This is a genomic window from Mycobacterium spongiae (genome assembly GCF_018278905.1).
In the GTDB taxonomy this organism is placed as follows: domain Bacteria; phylum Actinomycetota; class Actinomycetes; order Mycobacteriales; family Mycobacteriaceae; genus Mycobacterium; species Mycobacterium spongiae.
This window is the reverse complement of the sequence record NZ_CP046600.1, coordinates 3,748,845-3,773,160: the sequence shown is the minus strand read 5'-3', so window position 1 is coordinate 3,773,160 and position 24,316 is coordinate 3,748,845. Positions and strand designations below refer to the sequence as shown.

Below are 24,316 nucleotides of genomic sequence, written 5' to 3'. Positions count from 1 at the left end.
CTGGGCAAATGCCTAGCGAATCCGCCCCACCGCTGGAACAAACCGCCCTACCTTGGCGCAGTAAGCCCGATAGGAATCCCCATGCTCCCGGAGCAGGTACGGCTCCTCAACGACACGGACCTGTACTTCGATCGAGCAAACGAGCAGGATAAACCCGGCGAAAACGGCAAGATTCGGCGTGAGGAGCACCACCCCGAGGCTAAACACGAACATGGCGGTGTAGATGGGATTACGCACCCAGCCGAATGGCCCGGTGGCTACCAGCGTCGTGGACTCCTGCTCATCGACCCCGATTCGCCACGAATCACCCATAGCGAGCTGGGCGTAGACCGTCGCCACGATGCCGACGACCGCCACCAGGATCCCAGCCACCTGAATCCACACCGCGGTCAGGACTGCAAGTGGCCTGACAAGATCGATCCGCTGCACAATCACGCCCGCGACCGTCACCATGAGTGCTACGGCAAATCCGATGCCAGCCAACCATTCTGGTGAGCCGATTCGGCCGCTGACGCCGCGATAGCCGCTCGATCCGGTGCGCCGGTATTGAACCCAGCTACGCCAACCAAATCCGAGCAGTGCAAAAACCGCGAACAACACCAACGCGATATCGGCCGAGGTAGTTGCTGGCATCGCAGGTCCTCCCGCTGTGTGGTCCGTCGGATAGCCACTATCTCATCCGCCACTCATTCGCACCTCGTTCGCACCTCAACCGCATCGGAGGGCGGCTTCGATCGCTTCGGCAGGAGGTGCACAGTCGCCGGCGCCGAGCTTGAGAGTCGCCAGTGCGCCCGCGGTGCTTGCCCGCTGCAGCGCGCGCAGCCGCTGTGCCGCAGAACCGTGCTTGGTTGGCCAGTGCGCGGCCAGAACGCCGGCGAACACATCGCCGGCTCCGGTGGTGTCCACTGCCGATACCTTCGGGGCGGCCACATCGAACTCCCCGTCGGCACCGCGGTACCGGACGCCGCGGGCTCCGCGGGTCATCACGAAATGTTCTGGCTGCCAGAGCCAGTCGGCTGCCTCGCGCTCGTTTGCGATAACGACGTCGACATCGGCCGCCAGTTCGGCCAGCGAACTGTGATCCTGGCCGACCGGTGACGCATTGACCACGACGACCGCCCCGGCCGCCCGGGCTTGGCGCGCCGCCGCTGTCGCCGCCGCCAAGGGAATCTCCAACTGGGTCAGCAACACCTCGCAGTCGGCGCCCACCGTCGGCGCCACTACCAGGTGCGCGTTGGCGCCCGGCGCCGCGACGATGGCGTTCTCGGCGTCGGCGTCGACCATGATGACCGCCGTCCCGCTCGGTCCGGGGACCACGCTGGTCCCCGCCACGTCGATTCCGTTGGCGAGCAGGTGGGCTCGCACGTGGTTGCCGGCAGGATCATCGCCGACGGCACCGACAAACCGCACCCGCGCGCCGGCTCGCGCCGCGGCGATCGCTTGATTGCAGCCCTTCCCGCCTGGTGCGCATGTCAATGCCGACGCCAACATGGTCTCGCCCGGGCGTGGCAGCTTGGTGACGTTGAAGGTCATGTCCATGTTCGCGCTGCCGACCACGCACACTCGGGGTGCCATTCCGCTGAGGTTAGTCGACTCGTACGCAGGGCAGCCCAGTCGACTGAAATCATCTGTGTCGCTGTGATTTCAGTGGTCTCATGGGCGGGACTGATTGTCGGTGCCCTGCGATAGAATTCGAACATGAGTTCGAGCAGTCGCGAGGAGATCCTCGCGGTCCTCGACGCGCTCGAGGATGATCTGGACCGCGCCTGCGGGTTGTCGTTCGATGCCCTGACAACTCCGGAAAGGCTGACGTTGCTCGAGCGCGTGGAGACGCTGCGCCGCCGGCTACCCGTCGTCGAGCATGAGTTGATCAACCAGATCGGCGAGCAGGCCAGCGCGACCGAGCTCGGCGCCACCCTGCCCAGAACGCTCGCCGACCGGCTCCACATCACCCGCAGCGACGCCAGCCGCCGGATCACCGCGGCCGCCGACCTCGGGCCCCGCCGTGCCCTGACCGGCCAACCCCTGGCACCGCTGTTGACCGCGACCGCCCAAGCCCAGCGCGACGGCCTCCTCGGCGACGGCCACGTCCGCGTCATCCGGGAATTTCTCGGTCGGCTGCCCACCACGGTGGATGCCAACACCCGCGAGCACGCCGAAGCCCACCTCGCCGCGCTGGCCACCGGGTTTCGCCCCGACGAGCTGGCCAAGCTGGCCCAGCGGCTCCTGGACTACCTCCACCCCGACGGCGACTACACCGACGAGCACCGCGCTCGTCGGCGTGGACTCAGCCTGGGCAACCAAGACATCGACGGCATGTCGAAGCTGACCGGCTGGCTCACGCCCGAGGCGCGCGCCACCCTGGAGGCGGTGCTGGCCAAACTGGCCGCACCCGGAATGTGCAATCCCGACGACCAGACCCCGGTGATCGACGGCGTGGCCGCACACCCGGTAATCGAGCGCGACGCCCGCAGCACCGGCCAACGCAACCACGACGGCCTCACTGCCGCGCTACGCGCGCTGTTGGCCAGCGGAGAGCTCGGTCAACACAACGGGCTGCCGGCCACCATCGTGGTGTCCACCACGTTGAAAGACCTGGAGTCAGCCACCGGCACGGCACTCACCGGTGGCGGCAGCCTGTTGCCGATGACCGATGTCATCCGCCTGGCTCGCCATGCCCACCATTACCTGGCGATTTTCGACCAGGGCAAAGCCATCGGGCTCTACCACACCAAACGGTTGGCCTCGCCCGGGCAACGCATCGTGCTCTACGCCAAGGACCGCGGCTGTACCCGCCCCGGCTGCGATGTGCCCGGCTATCTCTGCGAAGTCCACCACCTCACCCCGTATGCGGCCTGCCGCACTACCGATGTCAACGACCTGACCTTCGCCTGCGGCCAAGACCACCCGCTGGCCGAAAAGGGCTGGACCACCCGAAAACGCGCAAACGGCGACACCGAATGGATCCCGCCGCCGCATCTGGACTCTTCGGTTCTACGGGGCCAACCCCGGATCAATGGATACCACCATCCCGAGAGACTGCTTACTGACGGCGGGGAGCCCGAGGCTTCCTGAGCCTCAACCGCAACCGGCGTCGCAAGCTGCCTGCTGCGATTGCACGCGGTGCGATCTGGGTGGTCCCACGGTTATGGACGCCACGTGGCTCAATGGAACTTGTCCGCCAAAGATGTCGGCACTCATTGCGGAGGCCGCCATTCTGCTGACGCTGCGGAGCTTCCTGGATGCCTATCACTTTCGGCCAACGTCTTACTTTTTGCTAACGGCAATATGCCTGGTCGCGGCAGGCTAGTCTGCAGCGGAGTCCGTGTTTCTCGGCGCACGAGTGAATGGAGAGCGGGTGACGTCGCAACAGGCACCAGTGCCGGGAGCAACGCCCGTGCCGGTGCGAAGGCGCAGACGCTGGCGGGGGCTGTTTTCTCGGATGAGCATCCAGTCCAAGCTCATCGTGATGCTGTTGATGTCCAGCATCGTGTCGGCGGCGGTCATCGCCGTCGTCGCGTTCGGAACAGGCCGTGAATTGTCGACGGTCTCGTCGGCTCGGTGGTTGACACAGCTGCGGACGTCGCAGGAACGAGCGATCCAGGCCGAGTTCGAAAACTTGACGACCTCGCTAGTCTCCTACAGCAGCAGCACGATCGTGGTCGCGGCCGCGCAACTGTTCACAGCCGGCTTCGATCAGCTTGCCAACGCAACGATCGACCCCGAGCAGCAGCTGGCACTCGTCGACTACTACACCAACGAACTCATCGCGCCGACAGAGCGGGACACCGGCGTCAAACTTGACATCGACGCCGTGCTACCGAGTTCCAGCGCCCCGCGGTACCTTCAGACCCACTACACCGTGGCGGCTGCGGCGGACGGTGACGCGGCCACGACTGATGACAGTCCCGAAGGTCGCGCATGGTCGGCGGCAAACACTCGTTTTGACGGCTATTTCCGGGACATGGTCACTCGTTTCGAATACCGGGACGCGCTGCTGCTGGATGCTCAAGGCAACGTCGTCTACAGCGTGAACAAGGGTTTCGACTTGGGCACCAATATCGTGTCTGGGCCGTATCGCGAATCCGAACTGCATGATGGCTACGAAAAGGCGCTGGGCGCCAACGCCTTGAACTTCGCCTGGATCACCGACTTTGGGCGCTATCAGCCGGATCTGGGTGCACCGACGGCCTGGATGGTGGCGCCGGTCCGATCGCACGGTGAGACCTATGGCGTATTGGCCGTGCCGCTACCGATCGCGAAGATCAATCGCGTCATGACCTTCGACAAGGACTGGCAACAACTGGGGCTAGGCGCGACGACCGAGACGTACCTGGCCGGTCCGGACGATCTGATGCGGTCGGATTCGCGTCTCTTCCTTGAGGATCCGGAGGAATACCGCCGTGAGGCGGTGGCCGCGGGCACCGCGTCCGCGGTCGTGGACGAAGCGATCCGGTTGGGTGGCACGACGCTGGTGCAGCCCGTTCCCGGTGCGGCGCTGCGCGCCGCCCAACGCGGCGAGACCGGGATCATCACCGCCGAAGGCTATTTGGGTATGCGGGAGATGCAGGCCTACGCCCCGCTGACTGTGCCGGACTCCGACCTGCAGTGGTCGATTCTGGCGACCAAAGACAACTCCGAGGCGTTCGCGCGGGCGGCGTGGTTCACCAGAAGGATCGTACTGACCACCGCCGCGATCATTTTCGTCGTCTGCCTGGTCTCGGCGCTGGCTGCGAGGGCGTTTGTCCGGCCCATCCGGCGGCTGGAGGTCGGCGCCAACAAGATCAGCGCGGGCGACTACGACGTCGCTATCCCGGAGACGGCGAGCGGCGAAATTGGCGATCTCGCGGCCGCTTTCAACGCGATGAGTCGAAGTCTGCGGATCAAGGAGGAGCTGCTCACCGAGCAGCGCGAAGAAAACAACCGGCTGTTGCGGTCGCTGATGCCGGAGGCGGTGATGGAGCGCTACCGCCAGGGCGACGAGACGATCGCCGCCGAGCACCACGACATCACCGCTATCTACGCCGACATCGTCGGACTCGACGAGGTGTCGACGGAACTCTCGGGCGATGAATTGGTAGAGAAGCTGAACGGACTGGTCCGGCAGTTCGATTCGGCTGCCGAATCGCTGGGCGTCGAGCGGGTCCGCACTCTGCACAACGGCTACCTCGCCGCCTGCGGAGTCACCACCCCGCGACTGGACAATGTGCGGCGAACCGTCGACTTCGCCCTGGAAATGCAGCGCATCGTAGACCGGTTCAACGGCAGGACCGGTGACGGTGTCGCGCTTCGCGCCGGTATCACCACCGGAACCGCGGTCAGTGGACTGGTGGGGCTGTCCAGTGTCGCCTACGACCTGTGGGGGCCCGCGGTGAGCCTGGCATACCAGATGCACAGTGGCATGCCGCAGGCCGGCATCTACGTGAGCGCAGGAGTCTACGAGGTCATGGGGGACACACGGGAGTTCACGCCGGCCGGCACGATTGTGGTCGGCGGGTCCGAGCAGCAAATCTGGCGATTGTCGGAGCGTCCGTGAACCCGCCCGGTGGGTCCTGGTTCTACTGGGCGATTGGTGTCGCGGTAGGACTTCCGGCGGGGCTCATCATCCTGACCGAGTGGCACCACGCCCTCGTCCGCAGACAGAGCTATCTCGCCGGCCCGGTCAACCTGTTGCGCAACTATCTGTTGCCGCTCGCGGCGCTGCTGGCGCTGCTCGTCGGGGCGACACAGGTCCCCACCGACAACACCTGGATACGGATCATCGCGACGCTGTTCGCCTTCACGGTGCTGGTGTTGGCGCTGTCCGGGCTCAATGCCACCCTCTTCCAGGGAGCGCCGACCGGCTCGTGGCGTAAACGGCTCCCCGGCATTCTGGTCGACGTTGCCCGCCTGCTGCTGATCGGCGTGGGCTTGGCGCTGATCCTGTCCTATATCTGGGGAATCCGGATCGGAGGCCTGTTCACCGCGCTGGGCGTGGGGTCGCTCGTCGTCGGCCTGATGCTGCAGAACTCCGTGGGCCAGGTCGTGTCGGGGCTGTTCTTGCTGTTCGAGCGACCCTTCGGGATCGGCGACTGGCTGATGGTCGCGACGACGCGAGGACAAGTCGTCGAGGTCAACTGGCGGGCCGTGCACATTGCCAAAGTTGGTGGGCTGGAGATCATTCCGAACTCGGTGCTGGCCGGCACCTCCTTCACCAACCTAAGTCGCCCTGACGGACCGCACGACATCCTGATCGTGACCACCTTCTTGTCCATCGACCCGCCCGATCGGGTGTGCGCGTTGCTGTCGCGAGTCGCGAGTGCCCTGCCGCAGCTCAAGCCCGGCGTTGAGCCTTCGACGTTGGCCGTCGGAACGGCCACGACCTGGGCCGGTGGCGCGACCCAGTACAGCACGTCGGTCGGCCTGAACTCGGCTACCGATGCCTTCGCCGCGAAATCCGACTTCTTGCGGTGGATCTGGTACGCGGCTCGGCGGGAAGGGCTGCACCTCGACGGCGCCTATGACGATTTTTCGACGCCGGAACGCATCGAGGCAGCGTTGCGTGACATCGTTGGGCCGGCGCTGCGGCTGACCGAAGCAGATCGCCAATCGCTCATTCCGCAGGCGCGGATGGTGCGCTACGGTGCCGACGAAGCCATGCAACACCTGGGTGAGGTGCCCACGAGGATTTCCTTTGTGGTTGCCGGCAGCATTCGGCTCACCGCTACCGACGACGATGGCTTGGTCGTCACGGTCGGCACGCTGTATGAAGGATCCTTCCTGGGGCTGACCACGCTGACCCGCCAACCCAGCTTCACCGGCGCATACGCGTTAGAAGAAGTGACGGCGCTAGAACTCAACCGTGAACATATCGAGGAACTGGTCACCCGCAGACCAGCTTTGCTGCAAGACTTCGCTCGGATCATCGACGAGTACCGGAACACGGTGTCGCAGTTAGGCTACCGGGAGGGCGCTCAGCGAGGGCGTGTTTCTGGCAGAGAGCGGTGACGAACGCGTCGTCAGCTGTTGTGTCGTGGAGCGTGCGTCTCTTTCTTGGCTATCTGGGTGCCTGGGATCGCGGGTGCCACCCATAGCCTCAGGTAGTTTCGCAGGTCATCGCCCAGCCGCGGTGGCCGGCCGGGATCGATGATGAACGATTGCAGAGTCCGAAGCGTGTGCTCGACCAGGCCATTGATATCGGCATCATCGAAACCGATGCTGGGCCAGTCGATGTCGAAGCGATCGATGATCAAGCGGCCAAAAGCCAGCGCTACGTCGGAGGTAACCCTCGCTGGCGACACGAGCGTCGATCCCGGGGACATCAACAAGCTCAGGTATGGATCATGAGGAAGCCGCTCCAGCACATAGACGATGGATTCGACCACTGCTTCGCCCGGATCGTGAAGTCCGGTGAGGTGAATGGCCATGTTGTCGAGGAAGGGGCCGACCGCGCCAATCGCGGTGGCGGTCAGCAACGCCTCGGTGCTTGGAAAGTACCGGTAGACCGTTTGGCGGGTGACTCCCAGATCACGGGCGACGTCGACGATGCTGAAGTCAGGTCCACTATGGTCGATCGCTCGCTTGGCCGCGGCCAGTATCCGTTCGACAGCTTCTTCATCGGAGCTTGGCTTGGAACCCGACCAGCCATGGGTGCGCATCGTCTTCCCCAATCGTCGGTGCGGTCCGGTGCGGTGCGGTGGCGGTGGCACCAGGTTAGAGGGCAAACGCCAAGAATAGACCATCCATTGGACGCGTGTTGTCGCCTAAACAGTGGCAGCGCCGGCACCGGAGGGGCCAGCGGGTTGGCGTTGGCCCGAGCCGGGATCGACGACCTGGCACAACCGCGCGGTCCGCATCTGGTCCTGAGTGTCGGCTGCGTCGGCGGCCCGCTACGCTGCCACCCGACGCCGCGGCGCGTGCCGCACCAAGTTCTGGAAGGAAGTGCGATGAGCGCAGCACGTGTGGTGACGACCTATCACGAGTCGTGGACGCGGGGCGATATGGTGACCGCGCGTTCCCACCTGGCCGATGACCTCGACTTTCAGGGGTCGATCGACACGTTCACCAACGCCGACGACTTCATTGCGACGCTGACCGGATTCGCCCAGATGCTCACAAGAGTGGACCTGCTCGCGCAGTTCTACAGCGACGATGGGGCCGCGCTGCTGTATGACTGCGTCACTAACTCGCCCGCCGGAACGATCAGAACCGCTGAGTTCTTCGGGTTGCGCGGCGGCAAGATCGCCACGATCCGGCTCGTCTTCGATGCGACCTTGCTGCGCCAGGCGATGCCGGGGTGACCGCGCGATCCAATACTTGTCGGACGTCGCTCATAGGATGAGCGCACCGCCGGCAACCCTGGCGCCGCACTCACCGTCTGAGAGGACTACTGATGTCCGAGCAACCCGACGCCTTCTTCCACGATGTCGCGGTCACCGCGCTGAGCCAGCCCGGGGTTGAGCCGGGGACGATGATGGGCTTTCCGTGCTTGCGAGTCGACGGAGCATTCTTTGCTTCGTGCGACCATCGCACCGGAGATCTCATCGCGAAACTGCCGCGGCCGCGCGTCGAAGAGCTCATCGATGCGGGGATCGGCAAACCCTTTGCCCCGGCGGGACGCACCTTCCGGGAATGGGTCCTGGTCGACGACCGCGACGAGGCCAGATGGACCGCCCTCATCGACGAGGCGCGGCAATTCGTGAGTGGGCAACAATGACCTTTCTCGGCTTTCCGCCCGCCGGGTTGGCGCTGCTCGCGCGCTTGCCCACCCTGGACTCGGCGGGCTTCTCCGCGGTGCGACCTGACTGGGAAGAGCACGTGCTGAACCCCGCCCGCGACCTCGTCGACGACCTCGGCGCCCAGCTGACCGAACAGATCTCGCCTGGTCTCATCGCCGAACCAAAGGTCAATGGCTCGATCGCCCCGATCAACCGTGACCTGCGCTTCAACCCCGATGGTCCGCGCTACAAGGATCACGTGATGTTTCGCTTTTGGGAGGGAACGCCGAAAAAGACCGCGCCGACGTTGTTCCTTCGCATTGACCCGGGCCAGATCGGTTTCGCGTCCGGTGTGGTGTTCGCATCGACCGACCGTTGGCGTGCTGCGGTCGGTGACCCCCCGGTTGCCGAGGAGCTGCGTCGGCTGATTGAGGACATCCAAGCTGCCATCGGCGACGTCGACATCGCTGGCGCGGATCTCAAACGGGTCCCTTCGCCATTCCCGCCCGATCACCCCGGCGCAGACCTGTTGCGGCACAAGGCGACGTTCCAGCTCCGCTGGGCGGAGCCGCTGCCCGAGGAAGTATCGACAGGCGCGTTGACCGCATTCTGCACCGCGCGGCTCAGCAAACTTGCGGGCCTGCACCGCTGGCTCGTTGCTCAGATGGGTGCTTCTTAGGCCATCCTGATCGGGTCGCTAAGACCGAGCTGGACATACGGTAGTGACCTCGTGCACCCGCGTGTCGGAAGGAGCGGCGATGGGGGCGTGTGAATCCGTTGAGCGGGCGCTGGCGTCTCAGAAGCCCTTCGGGAATGACTTACACATTCTCGACCACCGGCGCGATTGCCTCGTTCAGCTGCTCGAAGAGCTCACGCCCCGCATGCCCGCCGCCGGTGAGCTTCTCGACGCGGTAGCGCACCGTCCCGACGGCGATCACCGCCGGCTCTTCACCGAGACGACCTTGCGATCGGCGATCGTGCACGCCCACAAACAGCTGACTCCGGATACCCCACGCGGGCCCCGGCTCCTCCGGCTGACCGACTGTGCGGCCGTCTTCTCCGCCGCTGCCGGCTATCTGGAGCGCGGCGGCACCGATAGTCCGCTGCAGGACGGCTCGCTAGTGCGGTTGGGTCCAAGCACCCACCACGGATGGATCTGGCGGGACGAACACCCCGACGACACGTACGGTCGGGTCTTCCGGGAACTGCTGACAGAGCGCTACGTGATGCTGCCCAGCACACCCGACGCAGGCACTATCGACATGTTGACGGCCGGCGCCCGGCTGCTCGACGAGCTACTCCCGTCGTTGGCGCCCAGCACCTTGCACCACGCCCACATCGTTGCCTGCGTACCGACGTCGAAGGCGTTCTTCGGGTCCAGCTCACGCCCCGACCTGTCCGGGACGGTCCTACTGCGCGAAAGCCTCGGCAGCCCATGGTGGGTCGCAGAGCACTTGCTGCACGAGTCAGTGCATATGAAACTCTACGACTTGCTCGACGGAGACACTCTCATGCGATCCGACGGGCGATACGTCCAGCGCCCGGTCGTCACACCGTGGAACCCATCGCTGCTCTCCGGGGCCAACCGTTGGCATGCTTGGCGGGTCCTCGCCGCATTTCACGTCTACGTGCACCTGACACTTCTCAGTATGGTGGCCGAGCGGCGCGCACCCGAGCTGGAAACCACCTACGGCGCCCCGTCCGGCATAGTCGAGAGCCACCGCGCGCGGACGCGAGCCCACTACCTCGGCCACCAGCTGCGAGCGCAGCCGATGTGCTGGAACGAACTCGGCCCCTTCGGTCAGGAGCTCGCCGACTGGCTGCAGTCACACCTAGACACCCTCCAGGACGCCCTCGACCCAGCCCCGGCCCCGGATGGCTCCACCCTTCACCTCTACCTCGACCGCTACCACAGAGAGACCGACCGGGTGGAACAGTTGCTGTCCGAGCGCTCGGAGCACCCGGAGGCCGCACGCGAACAGCTCACCGCCCTCGCTCGACAGGACGTAGCGAGCGCACGCGCCATCCTCGGCGACCTTGGCGCCCATCGACAACTCGACGGACTCGACACCGCCCTCGCCGGCTTGGTCGGCGCCGAACTCGCCGATCACTATCCCGAGATCCGGCGCACCGTCGAGACCTGGTTACTGGACGCCTCCCCGGACGGGTACCGGCTGAGTGCGTCCGGTACGCACGATGCGATGGTCGGGCAGATGGTCGATGAGGCCAGCGATGCGCTGTACGCGCTCGCGACGAACATCCCGGCGCCCGTCGCTCACGCCAAGCGCCGAGCTGTCGAGCATCGCACCACCAGATCCTGCCGGGACAACGTGGGCCGATTGCTTGCCGTGCAGGCCGCTCACGTGCGACCAGGCGCGCAGATGCTCGATCTGGGTGCCGGCGTCGGCATCGCGACCGCGTGGTTGGTGGCCGGGCTCGGTTCCCGCACAGATGTGGCCATCCTGTCGGTCGAGACCGACGAAACGTTGAGCGCGGCCGCGCATACTTACCCGTGGCCCCCGTACGTGCGCATCGAAACTTCGGAAGTCGACGCTGCATTGGCCGGCAACCCGGGTACGTTCGACCTGATCCTTGTCGACGCACGCGCTGGCTTGCCCGTCGACGCCATCGTGGCCGCGTCGCGACCCGGCGGCATGCTGATCTTCGACTACACCGCCGTGACTGCCCGTGCGCGTGCGGTCGGCGACACCGACACAGAAGCGTTGCGGCGAAGCGTGCTCGATCACGAGAAGCTTGTGGTGGCCGATATCGACGCGTCCGGGGGCGTGGTGATCGCCGCCAAGCGGGCGTGATCAGTGGGTACCACGTGCTAGCGCGGTGTCGCCTCCAGCATGGACAGAGCGACCGGAGGTGCCAGCCGAATCGTGGAAGCCGTGCTGAAATGTGCTTCCTCGCAGAGCCTCTTGAGTTCCGCTAGTGTCCGTTCCCGGCCGCCGAGGTTGACCAACATGTTGAGGTCGCCGAGGTACATCGTGACGGGCGCAGAGGCGTCGACTCGCTCGGGGAGCACCGGTTCGATGATGAGTAGTCGTCCGTGGTCGGGAACGACCGCGCGGATGTGGGCCAGGATCGTGCCCGCGTTGTCGTCGTCCCAGTCCTGGAGCACGCTTTTGACGATGTACAGATCGGCGCCGGGGGGAGCGGCCTCCAGGAAGTCCCCGGTGCGGACCTCGCAGCGGTCACCGACTCCTGCCTTGGCGAGAGTGGCCCCGGCCTGCGCGAGGCCCGCCGCGGTGTCGTAGAGGATGCCCCGGGTGCTGGGGTGGTTGACCAACACCGCTGCCAACAGGGTGCCGTCGCCGCCACCGATGTCGGCCACCGTGCGAAAAGCTCCGAAATCGTAGTGGCGCAGCACTTGTCGGGCAGCCACGGCGGTGCCCTGTCGCATCGCCGCGTTGAACCGCTCGGACAGATCGGGGTTCGCAGACAGGTGTTCGAAAAAGCCAGTGCCGTAAATTCTTTCGAATGGCGTCTCACCCGTGCGGATCGCGGTTTCGAGTTCACGCCATGCGGAGAGCATGACGGGGTCGCCGAACATGCGCACAAATGCGAGCATCGAATCCGGCTGATCGGCCCTCAGCAGCTGGCCGGCCTCGGTCAGCCGGAACTGCATTGGTACCGGCTCAGCGAGGAGCTCCAGCGCTGCGAGCACGCGCAGGAGTCGGGCGAGTGCTGTCGGGAGCGCGCCAATTTCGGCAGCAATGTCGTCGCAGCTGCGCTGCCCGTCGCTGATGACATCGGCGATCCGCAGTTGTGCCGCGGCGAATACCGCCTCCGCGGCCATAGCGCCGAACACCAACGCGCCCAGGCGTGCTCGCCCCGCGCTCGCCTCCATGGCGCCAGGTTAGCCGAGCACCCTCGCGGCGAGCCGCATTTCAGCGACGCGCCCACTCATCGGTTGCCCGGTGGGAAATCGATGCGGGCGAAATCGCTGACCGGTTGAAACCCGATGCGTCGGTACGCCGCATTGGACGCCGGATTTTCCGGATCGGTGAACAGCACCACCTCACCGGCGTCCGCCGCGATCGCCCAGTCCGCGGCCGCGGCCGTCACCGCCGAACCGTAACCGTGCCCGCGCATCTCGGGCGGGGTATACACCGGTCCGATCCGAGAGACCCCCAGAATTGGCAGGCGCACGCCAGCGAGGCTCACTGGATCACCGGCTACCGTCCACAGCAGGAATTCGTTCGGCGGTTCCTTGGCTGTGCGCACCCGCCCCGGATCGGCGGCGCTATCGACCAGCTGGCCCAGCGCCTCGGCGCGAAACCGGCTGAGCCAATCATGGAGGAGTTCTTTGTCAGCTGGCCGGGCCCGTCGGGCTTCACCAGCCACGCCCGCGGGCGAATGCAGTCCATCGAGGCGGTGCAGCCGCTCCCGTATGCGCACTGTGCCGAGTGCCCCGGTGGCCGTCTGCCACGCGGCGGCAAAGCTCGCCACGATGCCATGTGGGCCCCGCACGCTGCCCAGATCTTTTTTCACAGTTGAGATTCGGGCGACCGCACTCGCGATGGTCCGCTCCGGCAGGCCGCTGCACAACAGCGGCGAATGCAAAGTCTGAAACGCCGCTCCGACCGCCTTCCCGCCGCTCCACACCGTGATCAGCAGCGGCGCCGGATTGCGGTCGACCAGTCGCCCCGACAACACCATCAGCTCCACCGTGGCGGTTACTGGGTCGTCCCGGTAGACATCGACGGCGCTAGCGCGGAAGTCGGCGACGCTGTCGTGCCACCGCACGTCCATGACCCCGTCTCCGTTTCGCCGTCGGCTCGGTTCGTCGAGAGCCTATCTGGACCCGGTCGCCCACGAAGTATTGGCGGCCGATACCCCAGCCACAGGTGAAGTTCTCGAATTCGCGAGGGGGTTTTCGAGGCGTAAGAAAATGCCGAATCGTTGGTCGCAATGTGTGTTTCTGCCCTCACCATTCATTGGTTGCCAGTGCTACCGTTTGAGTACGTTGGAAGTCCGAATTCAGGGGCTTCAGCCCCTGTCCGGGAGGGCTTCTCCGGGTGACAGGAGTTCGCAATGTTGACAATCCGCGACCATGGAGTCGACGACTACGCCGAGCTGGCCGATATGGACGCTAGCAAGGTCGGTGTGCTGACGCGGGATGACAAAGATTGCATTAACGAACTGGGCGATTACCTGGTCAACACTCATACCTGGCAGCGATTCGCTGTGTGGCTGCTGCACAGGCACTTCGTTCCCGAACCCGGGGAGGTGTTCGTCGAGCGCGCTATTGGTAGGCCGCCGCAGACGCATACCACCCTCATCGACCGAGCCGCGTTCTCCCCGAGCGGATTACGCGCCACTGCAGTCCGGTTCGACGCCGAGGTGTCTGCAGGTGTAGGCCTGGTCGGGATGGAATTCGCCGGGCCCGCCGATTTCGGGCCAGCTGCACCAATCGGACCCGACGATGAGGCGGTGCTCGCCGGATTGGCCCAACGACTGCGGGCGCACGACAAGATCGAGCGGTTCGGCGTGCGGCTGATCCGCAATCAGCTGGGAATCTCCGAGGATCAGGAATTGATGGAAACCTGCGACAAGTCGCGGCGCGCGCTGCACTGCGCCGTCATCGACACCGCCGACCGTCCATCGGGTAACGCAGTCGAAACAACGTGGCGGGTCACACCGGCCCCCGGGGACGGCCCAGCTGCCAGCACGTGGTGCAGCAGCGTTCACTGCTACCACTCCTGCTACCACTACTGACTCGGGTGGTTGGGGAGCCATGGTGTCAGCAGGGCCGGGCACACGGGCGGCGTTGGGCAACTGTCTGCGTGGACCGCCATCGCCGGCGTTGACATCTTGAGGAGAAGTACTCGCCGCGTCCCGGGAACCGCGGAGCAGCCGGGAACATGGCGGCTCTGGTTGATCGTCGGGCTGTGGATCCTGCTGGTTGCCCAGTTTGTCGTCGGTGCGTCGTTCCCGGTCGCTGGGCGACAACCATTCCCGGTTGTGACAATGCCGGTATTTGGCGCGGAGAATGTTGGCACCGATGCGCGTGCGCACGTAGCGGAACGCACGGTTCACGTCATCAATCGAGATGGGACCGAGCACACCGTCAACGCAGCGGCATTGCTCGCGCCGCTTCCCCCTGGGCCGGCATCGCAGACATTGGACCGGCTGCTGCGGCCGTCATCCGAGGTGGCTTCGGAGCCGACCGATGAGACCGTGAAGTGGCTGAAGGCTCACGCAGAGCGGCTCGAGCTGGGGCCGGATCCCGTCGGGCTTCGGGTTACCTGGCAACCGGTGATCCTGGACATCCGAACGCTGGCACGCACACCTGCTGGCCCGGCGACGGTTCGCGAGGTTCGTTGGTGAGCACGGTGCGTGATCGCGCACCCACAGCGATCGACGTGATCAGTGACGGCTATCGCCCCGCATCGCGACCGATGGCACTGCTGAGAATCGCATTCGCAACATATGTCGTGATCTGGCCCAGGAACATCGGGTGGATCGCGAGGATGTCGGCGGTTGGCTTCGATCCTCCATCAGGGCCATTCGCCCTTCTTCCCGGTCCCGCGCCGGCCGGCGTGGTTCATGCGCTCGAGATAGTTCGCGCTCTTGTCGCAATCTGGGTCGTGATCGGCTGGAAGACCAGGACTGCTTCGGGCTGCCTCTCTGTGGTGCTTGTCGGGTGCAGCGGGCTCGCGTATTCGTTTGGCAAGGCCGACCACCTCATCCTGTACGACGTCGCACCCCTCATGCTCGGTCTCGCGGGGTGGGGATCGGCCTGGTCTGTGGACGCCTGCCGTCGCAAGGCTGCCCAACCCAGCGGCTACGCAATGCTGGTGTACGCAACGCTGATTGCATTCGGGATGTTTACCGCTGCCGCAGCGAAGGCGGCGACCGGGTGGCTCGATCCCGCTCGCCAGGCCACCCGGTTCTTCGTCGCGGTCACCGCGGGCAGCCGCAGGTCAGGGCCGCTGGCACCGTGGCTCTTGCAGCTAGACAGCGCCGTGTTCTGGAAGCTGCTCGACTATGCGACGCTGTTCGCCGAAGGCTGGTTAGTCGCGGCAGTGTTTTTTCCCCGGCTGTTTCGCGTCGGGCTGCTCGTGATGAGCCTGTTTCATCTTGGGGTCTGGTTGCTCCTTGGAATTGATTTTCACCTCTACGGGTTCGTGTACGCAGGCTTCTTTTTGGTGTCCCCGAGGCGGGCGGGTTTGCCGGCACCGATACCGCCACGTCCCCAACCCCGCGGGGGCCTAACAGGCTGTCTTACTCGGTCAGCCAAGGCCCGTTACCCTGGGGTAATGAGTGTGCAAGCACCGTCCTCGAGTGCGGCGACCCAGCAGCAACCCGATTTGCGTGAGCACGTGCACGAGGCGGCGCGCCGTGCCCGGGTGGCTGCCCGCCGCCTGGGCTCGCTGCCCACCGCGGTCAAAGACCGCGCGCTGCACGCCGCGGCCGACGAGGTCTTGGCTCACCGCGACCAGATCCTGGCCGCCAACGCCGAAGATCTGACAGCGGCCCGCGATGCTGACACCCCCACCGCGATGCTCGACCGGCTAGCTCTTAACTCGCAGCGCCTCGACGGTATTGCCGCAGGCCTGCGGCAGGTTGCTGGGCTGGCGGATCCGGTCGGCGAGGTGATGCGCGGCTATACGTTGCGCAACGGACTGCGCCTGCGCCAGCAGCGCGTACCGCTGGGCGTGGTGGGCATGATCTATGAGGGCCGTCCGAACGTCACCGTCGATGCCTTCGGGCTCACCCTCAAATCGGGCAATGCCGTTCTGCTGCGCGGCAGCTCGTCTGCCGCCAAATCCAACGAAGCCCTGGTCGTGGCGTTGCGCACCGCCCTGGTTGGTGAGGGGTTGCCCGCCGATGCGGTCCAGCTGTTGTCGGCGGCCGACCGCGCTACGGTCACTCACCTCATACAGGCCCGCGGATTGGTCGATGTGGCGATTCCACGTGGCGGCGCGGGGCTGATCGAGGCGGTGGTGCGCGATGCGCAGGTGCCCACCATCGAGACCGGCGTCGGTAATTGTCACGTCTACGTGCATGAGGCCGCCGACCTGGACATCGCCGAGCAGATCCTGCTGAACTCCAAGGCGCGGCGGCCCAGTGTCTGCAACGCCGCCGAGACGCTGCTGGTCGACGCTGCGATCGCCGATGAGGCGATGCCGCGGCTACGCAACGCCCTGCAGGACGCCGGTGTGACGGTGCACGGTGGTGGGCCTGACGGCGCCGACGAAGCCGACCTGCGTCGCGAGTACCTGTCGATGGATATCGCGGTGGCGGTGGTCGACGGCGTGGACGCCGCTATAGCCCATATCAACGAGTACGGCACCGGGCACACCGAAGCCATCGTGACCACCAATCTTGCCGCAGCACAACGTTTTACCGAGCAGGTCGACGCCGCCGCGGTGATGGTCAACGCTTCGACGGCGTTCACCGACGGCGAGCAATTCGGTTTTGGCGCCGAGATCGGCATCTCCACTCAGAAGTTGCACGCCCGCGGCCCGATGGGACTACCGGAATTGACGTCCACCAAGTGGATCGCGTGGGGAGAGGGCCACACCCGTCCGGCTTGAGGCCGTCGAACTAAGCCAAAACTCAGCCAAGAGGAGACCGATTGTGACCGTGCCAGCTCGGCCTACGCCGCTGTTTGCCGACATCGCCGACGTCTCGCGCAGGCTGGCCGAGACCGGCTATCTGCCCGACACCGCGACCGCGACGGCTGTCTTCCTGGCTGATCGTCTCGGCAAACCACTGTTGGTGGAAGGCCCCGCCGGGGTCGGCAAGACCGAGCTGGCCCGCGCCGTCGCCCAGGCCACCGGATCGGGCCTGGTTCGGTTGCAGTGCTACGAAGGCGTCGATGAGGCTCGCGCCCTGTATGAATGGAACCACGCCAAACAGATCTTGCGCATTCAGGCCGGCTCCGGGGACTGGGAGGCGACCAAGACGGACGTGTTTAGCGAGGAGTTCCTCCTACAGCGCCCGTTGCTCACCGCCATCCGGCGGACCGAGCCGACCGTGCTGCTGATCGACGAAACTGACAAGGCCGACATCGAGATCGAAGGGCTGCTCCTCGAAGTGCTCTCCGACTTCGCGGTGACCGTACCCGAGCTCGGCACGCTCACCGCAGAACGGGCGCCGTTCGCGCTGCTGACCTCCAACGCTACCCGCGAGCTGTCCGAGGCGCTCAAGCGCCGCTGCCTGTTCCTACATATCGACTTCCCCACGCCCGACCTGGAACGTCGCATCCTGCTATCCCGCGTCCCCGAGTTGCCCGAGCACATCGCCGAGGAACTGGTGCGCATCATCGGCGTGCTGCGCGGGATGCAGCTCAAGAAGGTCCCCTCGATCGCCGAGACGATTGACTGGGGCCGCACTGTGCTGGCGCTGGGCCTGGACACCATCGACGACGCGGTCGTCGCCGCCACCCTCGGCGTAGTCCTCAAACACCAATCCGACCAGCAACGCGCAACCGGCGAGCTTCGGCTGAACTAAGGACACGACACGCTATGGCCACCAGTCGGATCCGCCCCACCCGCCCGCTCGCCCCGCACGGGCTGCCCGGCCATTTGGTTGGTTTTGTGGAAGCGCTACGCGGGAGCGGGATCTCGGTGGGTCCCTCCGAGACTGTCGATGCCGGCCGGGTGATGGCCACGCTGGGGCTCGAAGATCGTGAGGTGCTGCGCGAGGGCATCGCCTGTGCGGTATTGCGCCGGCCCGACCACCGCGACACCTACGACGCCATGTTCGACCTGTGGTTCCCGGTGGCACTGGGTGCGCGCGCCGCGGTTACCGAGGAAGGCTTCGACGACTCCGGCGATCTGCCGCCCGACGACGTCGAGGCAATGCGGCAGATGCTGCTGGATCTGCTGACTGACAACGAAGACCTGGCCGACTTGGACCAGCGGCTGGTCGCAATGATCGCCCGGATCGTGGAGGCCTACGGCAAGTACAGTTCCAGCCGCGGCCCGTCGTTCTCGTCGTATCAGGCGCTCAAGGCCATGGCACTGGATCAGCTGGAGGGCAAGCTACTGGCCGGCTTGCTGGCTCCCTACGGCGACGAGCCCACACCCACCCAGGAACAGATCGCCAAAGCGCTTGCCGCCCAGAAGATCGCACAGCTGCGCAAGATGGTCGACGCCGAGACCAAGCGACGCACCGCCGAGCAACTTGGCCGCGATCACGTCCAAATGTATGGGATTCCGCAGCTTTCCGAGAACGTCGAGTTCCTGCGGGCCTCCGGGGACCAGCTGCGCCAGATGCGCCGAGTCGTCGCCCCCCTTGCCCGCACGCTGGCCACCCGGCTGGCGGCCCGGCGCCGTCGCGCCCGTGCGGGGTCAGTCGATCTGCGCAAGACGCTACGCAAATCGATGTCCACCGGCGGCGTGCCGATCGACGTTGTAATGCGCAAACCCCGCCCGGCGCGGCCGGAGTTGGTGGTGCTCTGTGACGTCTCGGGTTCCGTCGCCGGGTTCAGCCACTTCACGTTGTTGTTGGTACACGCTCTGCGCCAACAGTTTTCACGCGTGCGGGTCTTTGCCTTCATTGACACTACCGACGAGGTGACCCACATGTTCGGCCCGGAGGCCGACCTGGCAGTGGCGATCCAGCGGATCACGCGGGAGGCCGGCGTGTACGCCCGGGACGGTCATTCCGACTATGGCAATGCCTTCGTCTCGTTCATGCAGGCTTTCCCGAATGTGCTATCGCCACGCAGCTCGTTGCTGGTGCTTGGCGACGGGCGCACGAACTATCGAAACCCCGCCACCGATGTGCTGGTCGACATGGTGTCCGCCAGCCGACACGCGCATTGGCTCAACCCTGAGCCCCGGCACCTGTGGGGCAGCGGCGACTCGGCGGTGCCGCGCTACCAGGAAGTGATCACGATGCACGAATGCCGGTCCGCCAAGCAGCTGGCCGCCGTGATCGACCAGCTATTGCCGGTGTAGGCCCAGTCTCTCGTCGCGCCGCCGCGGCCGCGTCTTCTGGAAAACGAGCCAGCGCAGCTCGATCGGGCACTTGTCCCGCGCGATGGTGAACACATCCAGTCCGCTGGCCCAATCGGCGTACCAGCTCGTGTGCGGCCAGGCGCCGTCCGGCAAATGAGCCTTCTCGTAGTCGGGGACCGAATCATCGGCGATGATCTGTAGCGGTAAGCCAGCCGCAGCGGTCGACACCTCGCGCCGCGTGCACATGCCGGTATACATCTGCTGGCCGAACTCGCGGGCCGCCTGGTCGGGCGTGTAGTCCCCGTTGGCCAGGAAGGCGTTGAACACCAGACGTCCATCGGGAGCCAGGCACTGGGCAGCGAGTTCGAACACGCTCCGCAACTGCTCCACAGTCCGGAAGTCGGGCACCACTTCGGACAGCACTATCAGCGCATAGTCGCGTCGCAGGTCATCCACGGTCGAAAAGACGTCGCGCATGATGACGCGCACGTCGAGAGAATCCCGTTCGGCTTCGGCGCGGATCATCTCAGCGAACTTCGGGGTCATCTCCACCACGTCAACCGGGTGTCCGCGCCGCGCCAGCGCAAGGGCATTGCGCCCAGTTCCTGCCCCAATATCGAGCACCCGATACCCCGTGGGATCGGCTGCTTCGTTGGCCAATGCCACCACTTTGGCGTCGGGTTCGGTGCCGAACAGCGGTGGCTCGCGGGTGCTGATCCAGTGCTCATACTCCTGCGCCACCGTCCGCCACTGTGCCCGGACTTGGTAGTGCAAGGTCGAGCCCATGGGAGCGTTGTACGTGATGACAATGCTCGAACGCTGGGAGGTGGCATAGGCCTCGGCTAACTGGCCCTCGAGCACCTCGCGCAGTCGAGCCAGCTCGTCGTCGGAAAACTTCCGGCCCACGCCGGCAAAGAGGCCGCCACACATCGTCACATACTCGTCGATCATGGCAGGAACGGCCGGCAGCGTGATCTCGCCTTTGACCACCGATCGGGTGTAAAACCGTCTGGTCATCGCCTGCTTCGCGAGCTGCGTCGACTCGTCTGCTTCGAGCGGCAGATTATCCACAGACCCCCTTTTACACGACCCACCGAGTTATCGCGTGGCATCGGGGGAAAACCTGAAGACTGGTCCGACCCCAAAGTCAGTCGGCGTCGTCAGCGGGCCTCCGCGGCGGGCCGTCGCGCTCGCTGCCGAAACCGCGGCACGAAGCTCCAGTAAGCTGGCCAATCGTGCATAAGCGTCGGCTGGGAGTGATGGGTGGGACGTTCGACCCCATCCACTACGGCCACCTGGTCGCCGCCAGCGAAGTCGCCCACCTGTTTGAGCTCGACGAAGTGGTATTCGTACCCAGCGGTCAGCCCTGGCAAAAGGATCGGCAGGTCTCCGCCGCCGAGGATCGCTATCTGATGACGGTGATCGCCACCGCCTCCAATCCCCGCTTCTCCGTGAGCCGGGTGGACATCGACCGGGGCGGACCCACCTATACCAAGGACACGCTGCGGGATCTGCATGCTCTCAACCCCGACTCCGAGCTGCACTTCATCACCGGCGCGGACGCGCTGGCGTCCATCTTGTCCTGGCAGGGCTGGGAGGAGTTGTTCGACTTGGCACGGTTCGTCGGGGTCAGCCGGCCCGGCTACGAGCTGCACCACGATCACATCACCGATGTGCTGGGACATCTGGCCGAGGATGCGTTGACGTTGGTCGCGGTCCCGGCCCTGGCGATCTCGTCGACCGACTGCCGGCAGCGCGCCGAACAGTCGCGGCCGCTGTGGTATCTGATGCCCGACGGCGTCGTTCAATACGTCGCCAAGCGCCGGCTCTATCGCGGATCGGGCGGTGAGAATGCCAGCGGAGCGGCGGGCGCCGCGACAAGGCTGCCCGCCGGGAACAACACATGACCGCGAACCAGGAAGCCATCGAGATGGCGATGGTGGCCGCCGGCGCGGCCGCCGCCAAGCTTGCCGACGACGTCGTTGTCATCGACGTCTCCGGGCAGCTGGTCATCACCGACTGCTTCGTCATCGCCTCGGGTTCCAACGAGCGGCAGGTCAACGCCATCGTCGAGGAGGTTGAGGAGAAGATGCGGAAGGCGGGTTACCGGCCGGCGCGCCGCGAAGGTGCCCGCGAAGGCCGCTGGGCACTGCTGGACTACCTCGACATCGTCGTGCACATCCAGCATCAAGACGACCGCAGCTTCTACGCCCTGGACCGGCTGTGGGGTGATTGCCCCGCGGTGCCGGTGGACTCCGACCACGAGTCCGGGAGTTCGGCGGCCACCCCATGAGGCGGCGCCTGGTGATGTTGCGGCACGGGCAAACCGACTTCAACCTCGGTACCCGCATGCAGGGTCAGCTGGACACGCAATTGACTGAGCTGGGCCGCAACCAGGCGGTCGCGGCCGCCGAATGGCTCAGCAAACTGCAGCCCCTGATGATCGTGTCGTCGGATCTGCGTCGGGCCTACGACACGGCGGTCAAGCTCAGTGAACGTAGCGGGCTTGCGGTCCGGATAGACCGGCGGCTACGAGAGACCCATCTCGGCGATTGGCAGGGCTTGACCCACGCCCAGATCGACGCCGATGCTCCCGGCGCTCGGTTGGCCTGGCGCGAGGATGCCACCTGGGCACCGCATGGCGGCGAAAGCAGGGTTGACGTGGCCGCGCGAAGTCGGCCGGTGGTGGCCGAGTTGGTCTCCGGTACGCCGGAATGGGGTGGCGCCGGCCAGCCGGATCGACCGGTGGTGCTGGTGGCGCACGGGGGCCTGATCGCGGCGCTGTCAGCCACCCTGGTGCAGCTACCAGTTGCCGACTGGCCGGTGTTCGGCGGCCTGGGTAATGCCAGCTGGGTGCAATTGAGTGGTCATACTCACGACTCGGACGATTCATCCGCCGACTTTGACCAGATCCGGTGGCGCCTGGACGTCTGGAACGCGTCGGCGCAGGTGTCCAGCAATGTCCCCTGATCCCCGGTCCAAGCCAGTGCTCTTGGTCTTCGCCGACTCACTGGCCTATTACGGACCCACCGGTGGCCTCCCGGCCGACGATCCGCGCATCTGGCCCAACATTGTTGCTTCCCAACTGGGTTGGGATCTAGAGCTGGTCGGCCGCATCGGCTGGACCTGCCGGGACGTGTGGTGGGCGGCGACCCAGGATCCCCGAGCGTGGGCGGCGCTGCCCCGAGCAGGAGCGGTGATCTTTGCTACCAGCGGAATGGATTCACTGCCGTCGGTATTGCCGACGGCGCTGCGCGAGCTCATCCGCTACGTGCGTCCGCCCTGGCTGCGGCGATGGGTCCGCGACGGATACGCCTGGGTGCAACCGCGACTTTCGCCGGTGGCCAGGGCGGCGTTGCCGGCGCACCTCACCGCCGAGTATCTGGAGCAGACTCGGGGCGCCATCGACTTCAACCGCCCGGGTATCCCGATCGTCGCCTCGTTACCGTCGGTGCATATCGCCCCGACCTATGGCAAGGCGCACCACGGCCGCGCCGGCACCGCGGCGGCGATCACCGCGTGGGCGCAGCAGCACGATGTTCCCTTGGTCGACCTCAAAGCCGCTGTTGCCGAACATATTATGAGCGGTCGCGGCAATCCCGACGGTATTCACTGGAACTTCGAAGCTCACCAGGCCGTCGCCGAACTGATGCTCAAAGCGCTGGCTGAAGCCGGAGTGCCGGACGAGAAACCACGCGGCTGAGCGATGTGCGGCGACAACGCTGTCGGGGAACGCCCGCATACCCCGCATACCCCGCATACAAGGGTGGGGATAGCGCCCGCGTGCGGGGGAGTGGCGGCACCGTCGGCCTGCGGGAGGTGGCGGCCTTGACCGTCGTCGTCACTGATGCTTCTTCGGGCCTGCCCGTCGGCCTGCGTGAAAAGTGGTCGATCCAGCAGGTTCCGCTGCATATCTTGCTCGACGACCTCGACCTGCGCGACGGCGTGGACGAGATCCCCGCTGACATCCATAGGCGCCCTGCCACAACGGCGGCGGCGACCCCGGCTGAGCTGGGCGCGGCGTATCGGCAAGCGTTGGCGGATAGCGGCGGCGAGGGCGTGGTGGCGGTGCACATCTCGTCAGGGCTATCCGGCACGTACCGCGCCGCCGAGCTGGCCGCGGCGGAAATCGGACCGACCGTTCGGGTTGTCGACTCGCGATCGGCCGCGATGGGTACCGGATTCGTTGCATTGGCTGCCGCCCGGGCCGCGGCAGCGGGCGCTGACGTCGAAACCGTTGCGCGGGCGGCACGGGCCGTGGTGCCGCGCGTTCATAGCTTCATTGTTGTTCATCGGTTGGACAATCTGCGTCGGAGCGGGCGCATCGGCGGTGCCAAGGCGTGGTTGGGCACCGCGCTGGCGCTCAAGCCGCTACTGCGCGTCGATGCGGGTAAACTTGTTCTAGCACAACGGGTTCGCACCGTCAGTAACGCGATGGCGGCGATGATAGACCGGGTCTGCGACGTGGTCGGCGACGGTCGGGCCGCCCTTGCGGTCCACCACGTCGCCAACCCGGGCGATGCCCACGACGTGGTTTCGACCCTGGCCCAGCGGCTACCGAGGTGCGAGCCGGCGATGGTTGCTCCGATGGGACCGGTGCTTGCCCTGCACGTCGGCGCCAAGGCCATCGCGGTGTGTGTGGAACTGGACGGGGATGGGCGCCAATTGCGGGAATAGCTTGCCCGGGTGCGGTGG

23 protein-coding genes are annotated in these 24,316 nt (G+C 65.7%); 17 read left to right on the top strand and 6 right to left on the bottom strand.

What is annotated here, in order from left to right; all coding sequences use genetic code 11:
• Positions 1-12 precede the first annotated feature (12 nt).
• A complete protein-coding gene (locus tag F6B93_RS15335; protein ID WP_211695842.1) occupies positions 13-633 on the bottom strand; it encodes a methyltransferase family protein in 621 nt (206 codons plus the stop codon).
• Positions 634-708: 75 nt separating this feature from the next.
• The gene (locus F6B93_RS15330; protein ID WP_211695841.1) at positions 709-1,575 is read right to left on the bottom strand and encodes a PfkB family carbohydrate kinase; all 867 of its coding nucleotides are present in this window, start codon (positions 1,573-1,575) and stop codon (positions 709-711) included.
• A gap of 123 nt (positions 1,576-1,698) precedes the next feature.
• Between F6B93_RS15330 and F6B93_RS15325 the strand changes: the two genes are divergently transcribed.
• The 3 genes from F6B93_RS15325 to F6B93_RS15315 all read left to right on the top strand — a co-directional run bounded on the left by F6B93_RS15325 (position 1,699) and on the right by F6B93_RS15315 (position 6,987).
• Positions 1,699-3,075: an HNH endonuclease signature motif containing protein gene (locus F6B93_RS15325; RefSeq protein ID WP_211695840.1), complete on the top strand. Its 1,377-nt coding sequence runs from the start codon at positions 1,699-1,701 to the stop codon at positions 3,073-3,075.
• Between the two features lie 283 nt (positions 3,076-3,358).
• A complete protein-coding gene (locus tag F6B93_RS15320; RefSeq protein WP_425518458.1) occupies positions 3,359-5,536 on the top strand; it encodes an adenylate/guanylate cyclase domain-containing protein in 2,178 nt (725 codons plus the stop codon).
• Entirely contained in the window at positions 5,533-6,987 is a 1,455-nt protein-coding gene (locus F6B93_RS15315; RefSeq protein ID WP_211695838.1) for a mechanosensitive ion channel domain-containing protein, read from the top strand. The genes F6B93_RS15320 and F6B93_RS15315 overlap by 4 nt, the downstream gene beginning before the upstream one ends.
• Before the next feature lie 11 nt (positions 6,988-6,998).
• On the opposite strand, the gene F6B93_RS15310 is transcribed toward F6B93_RS15315, so the two are convergent.
• Positions 6,999-7,637, bottom strand: a complete 639-nt coding sequence (locus F6B93_RS15310) for a TetR/AcrR family transcriptional regulator (protein ID WP_211699528.1) — start codon at positions 7,635-7,637, stop codon at positions 6,999-7,001.
• Positions 7,638-7,925: 288 nt separating this feature from the next.
• Between F6B93_RS15310 and F6B93_RS15305 the strand changes: the two genes are divergently transcribed.
• The 4 genes from F6B93_RS15305 to F6B93_RS15290 all read left to right on the top strand — a co-directional run bounded on the left by F6B93_RS15305 (position 7,926) and on the right by F6B93_RS15290 (position 11,509).
• A complete protein-coding gene (locus F6B93_RS15305; RefSeq protein ID WP_211695837.1) occupies positions 7,926-8,279 on the top strand; it encodes a nuclear transport factor 2 family protein in 354 nt (117 codons plus the stop codon).
• A gap of 92 nt (positions 8,280-8,371) precedes the next feature.
• Positions 8,372-8,695, top strand: a complete 324-nt coding sequence (locus F6B93_RS15300) for an MmcQ/YjbR family DNA-binding protein (RefSeq protein ID WP_211695836.1) — start codon at positions 8,372-8,374, stop codon at positions 8,693-8,695.
• Complete coding sequence (locus F6B93_RS15295; protein WP_211695835.1) at positions 8,692-9,375, top strand: DUF2461 family protein; 684 nt, start codon at positions 8,692-8,694, stop codon at positions 9,373-9,375. Before F6B93_RS15300 ends, F6B93_RS15295 begins: the two co-directional genes overlap by 4 nt.
• A gap of 79 nt (positions 9,376-9,454) precedes the next feature.
• Positions 9,455-11,509 (top strand): aKG-HExxH-type peptide beta-hydroxylase, encoded by a 2,055-nt coding sequence (locus tag F6B93_RS15290; protein ID WP_211695834.1) that lies wholly within the window; start codon positions 9,455-9,457, stop codon positions 11,507-11,509.
• 17 nt (positions 11,510-11,526) lie between these two features.
• On the opposite strand, the gene F6B93_RS15285 is transcribed toward F6B93_RS15290, so the two are convergent.
• Positions 11,527-12,552: a methyltransferase gene (locus tag F6B93_RS15285; RefSeq protein ID WP_211695833.1), complete on the bottom strand. Its 1,026-nt coding sequence runs from the start codon at positions 12,550-12,552 to the stop codon at positions 11,527-11,529.
• Between the two features lie 56 nt (positions 12,553-12,608).
• Positions 12,609-13,457 carry a GNAT family N-acetyltransferase gene (locus F6B93_RS15280; RefSeq protein WP_211695832.1) on the bottom strand — a complete coding sequence of 283 codons (849 nt, stop codon included), beginning with the start codon at positions 13,455-13,457 and terminating at the stop codon, positions 12,609-12,611.
• Positions 13,458-13,739: 282 nt separating this feature from the next.
• Between F6B93_RS15280 and F6B93_RS15275 the strand changes: the two genes are divergently transcribed.
• From F6B93_RS15275 to F6B93_RS15255, 5 genes are all read left to right on the top strand, one after another.
• Positions 13,740-14,423, top strand: coding sequence for a hypothetical protein (locus F6B93_RS15275; RefSeq protein ID WP_211695831.1), 684 nt, complete (start codon positions 13,740-13,742; stop codon positions 14,421-14,423).
• 96 nt (positions 14,424-14,519) lie between these two features.
• Entirely contained in the window at positions 14,520-15,035 is a 516-nt protein-coding gene (locus F6B93_RS15270; RefSeq protein WP_211695830.1) for a hypothetical protein, read from the top strand.
• A 932-nt stretch (positions 15,036-15,967) separates the two neighbouring features.
• Positions 15,968-17,248 (top strand): glutamate-5-semialdehyde dehydrogenase, encoded by a 1,281-nt coding sequence (locus tag F6B93_RS15265; RefSeq protein ID WP_211699527.1) that lies wholly within the window; start codon positions 15,968-15,970, stop codon positions 17,246-17,248.
• A 43-nt stretch (positions 17,249-17,291) separates the two neighbouring features.
• Complete coding sequence (locus tag F6B93_RS15260; protein WP_211695829.1) at positions 17,292-18,167, top strand: AAA family ATPase; 876 nt, start codon at positions 17,292-17,294, stop codon at positions 18,165-18,167.
• A 14-nt stretch (positions 18,168-18,181) separates the two neighbouring features.
• Positions 18,182-19,621, top strand: a complete 1,440-nt coding sequence (locus F6B93_RS15255; protein ID WP_211695828.1) for a vWA domain-containing protein — start codon at positions 18,182-18,184, stop codon at positions 19,619-19,621.
• Here the strand turns inward: F6B93_RS15255 and F6B93_RS15250 are convergent.
• Entirely contained in the window at positions 19,607-20,692 is a 1,086-nt protein-coding gene (locus F6B93_RS15250) for a class I SAM-dependent methyltransferase (RefSeq protein ID WP_211695827.1), read from the bottom strand. The genes F6B93_RS15255 and F6B93_RS15250 overlap by 15 nt on opposite strands.
• Before the next feature lie 179 nt (positions 20,693-20,871).
• Between F6B93_RS15250 and nadD the strand changes: the two genes are divergently transcribed.
• From nadD to F6B93_RS15225, 5 genes are all read left to right on the top strand, one after another.
• Complete coding sequence (gene nadD / locus F6B93_RS15245) at positions 20,872-21,528, top strand: nicotinate-nucleotide adenylyltransferase (protein WP_281426165.1); 657 nt, start codon at positions 20,872-20,874, stop codon at positions 21,526-21,528.
• On the top strand, positions 21,525-21,914 hold the full coding sequence (gene rsfS, locus F6B93_RS15240) for a ribosome silencing factor (RefSeq protein WP_211695826.1): 390 nt from the start codon (positions 21,525-21,527) through the stop codon (positions 21,912-21,914). Before nadD ends, rsfS begins: the two co-directional genes overlap by 4 nt.
• A complete protein-coding gene (gpgP, locus tag F6B93_RS15235) occupies positions 21,911-22,591 on the top strand; it encodes a glucosyl-3-phosphoglycerate phosphatase (protein ID WP_211695825.1) in 681 nt (226 codons plus the stop codon). The genes rsfS and gpgP overlap by 4 nt, the downstream gene beginning before the upstream one ends.
• The gene (gene octT / locus F6B93_RS15230) at positions 22,581-23,324 is read left to right on the top strand and encodes a diglucosylglycerate octanoyltransferase (RefSeq protein ID WP_211695824.1); all 744 of its coding nucleotides are present in this window, start codon (positions 22,581-22,583) and stop codon (positions 23,322-23,324) included. The genes gpgP and octT overlap by 11 nt, the downstream gene beginning before the upstream one ends.
• 125 nt (positions 23,325-23,449) lie before the next feature.
• On the top strand, positions 23,450-24,298 hold the full coding sequence (locus F6B93_RS15225; RefSeq protein ID WP_211699525.1) for a DegV family protein: 849 nt from the start codon (positions 23,450-23,452) through the stop codon (positions 24,296-24,298).
• The last annotated feature ends 18 nt before the right edge of the window (positions 24,299-24,316 follow it).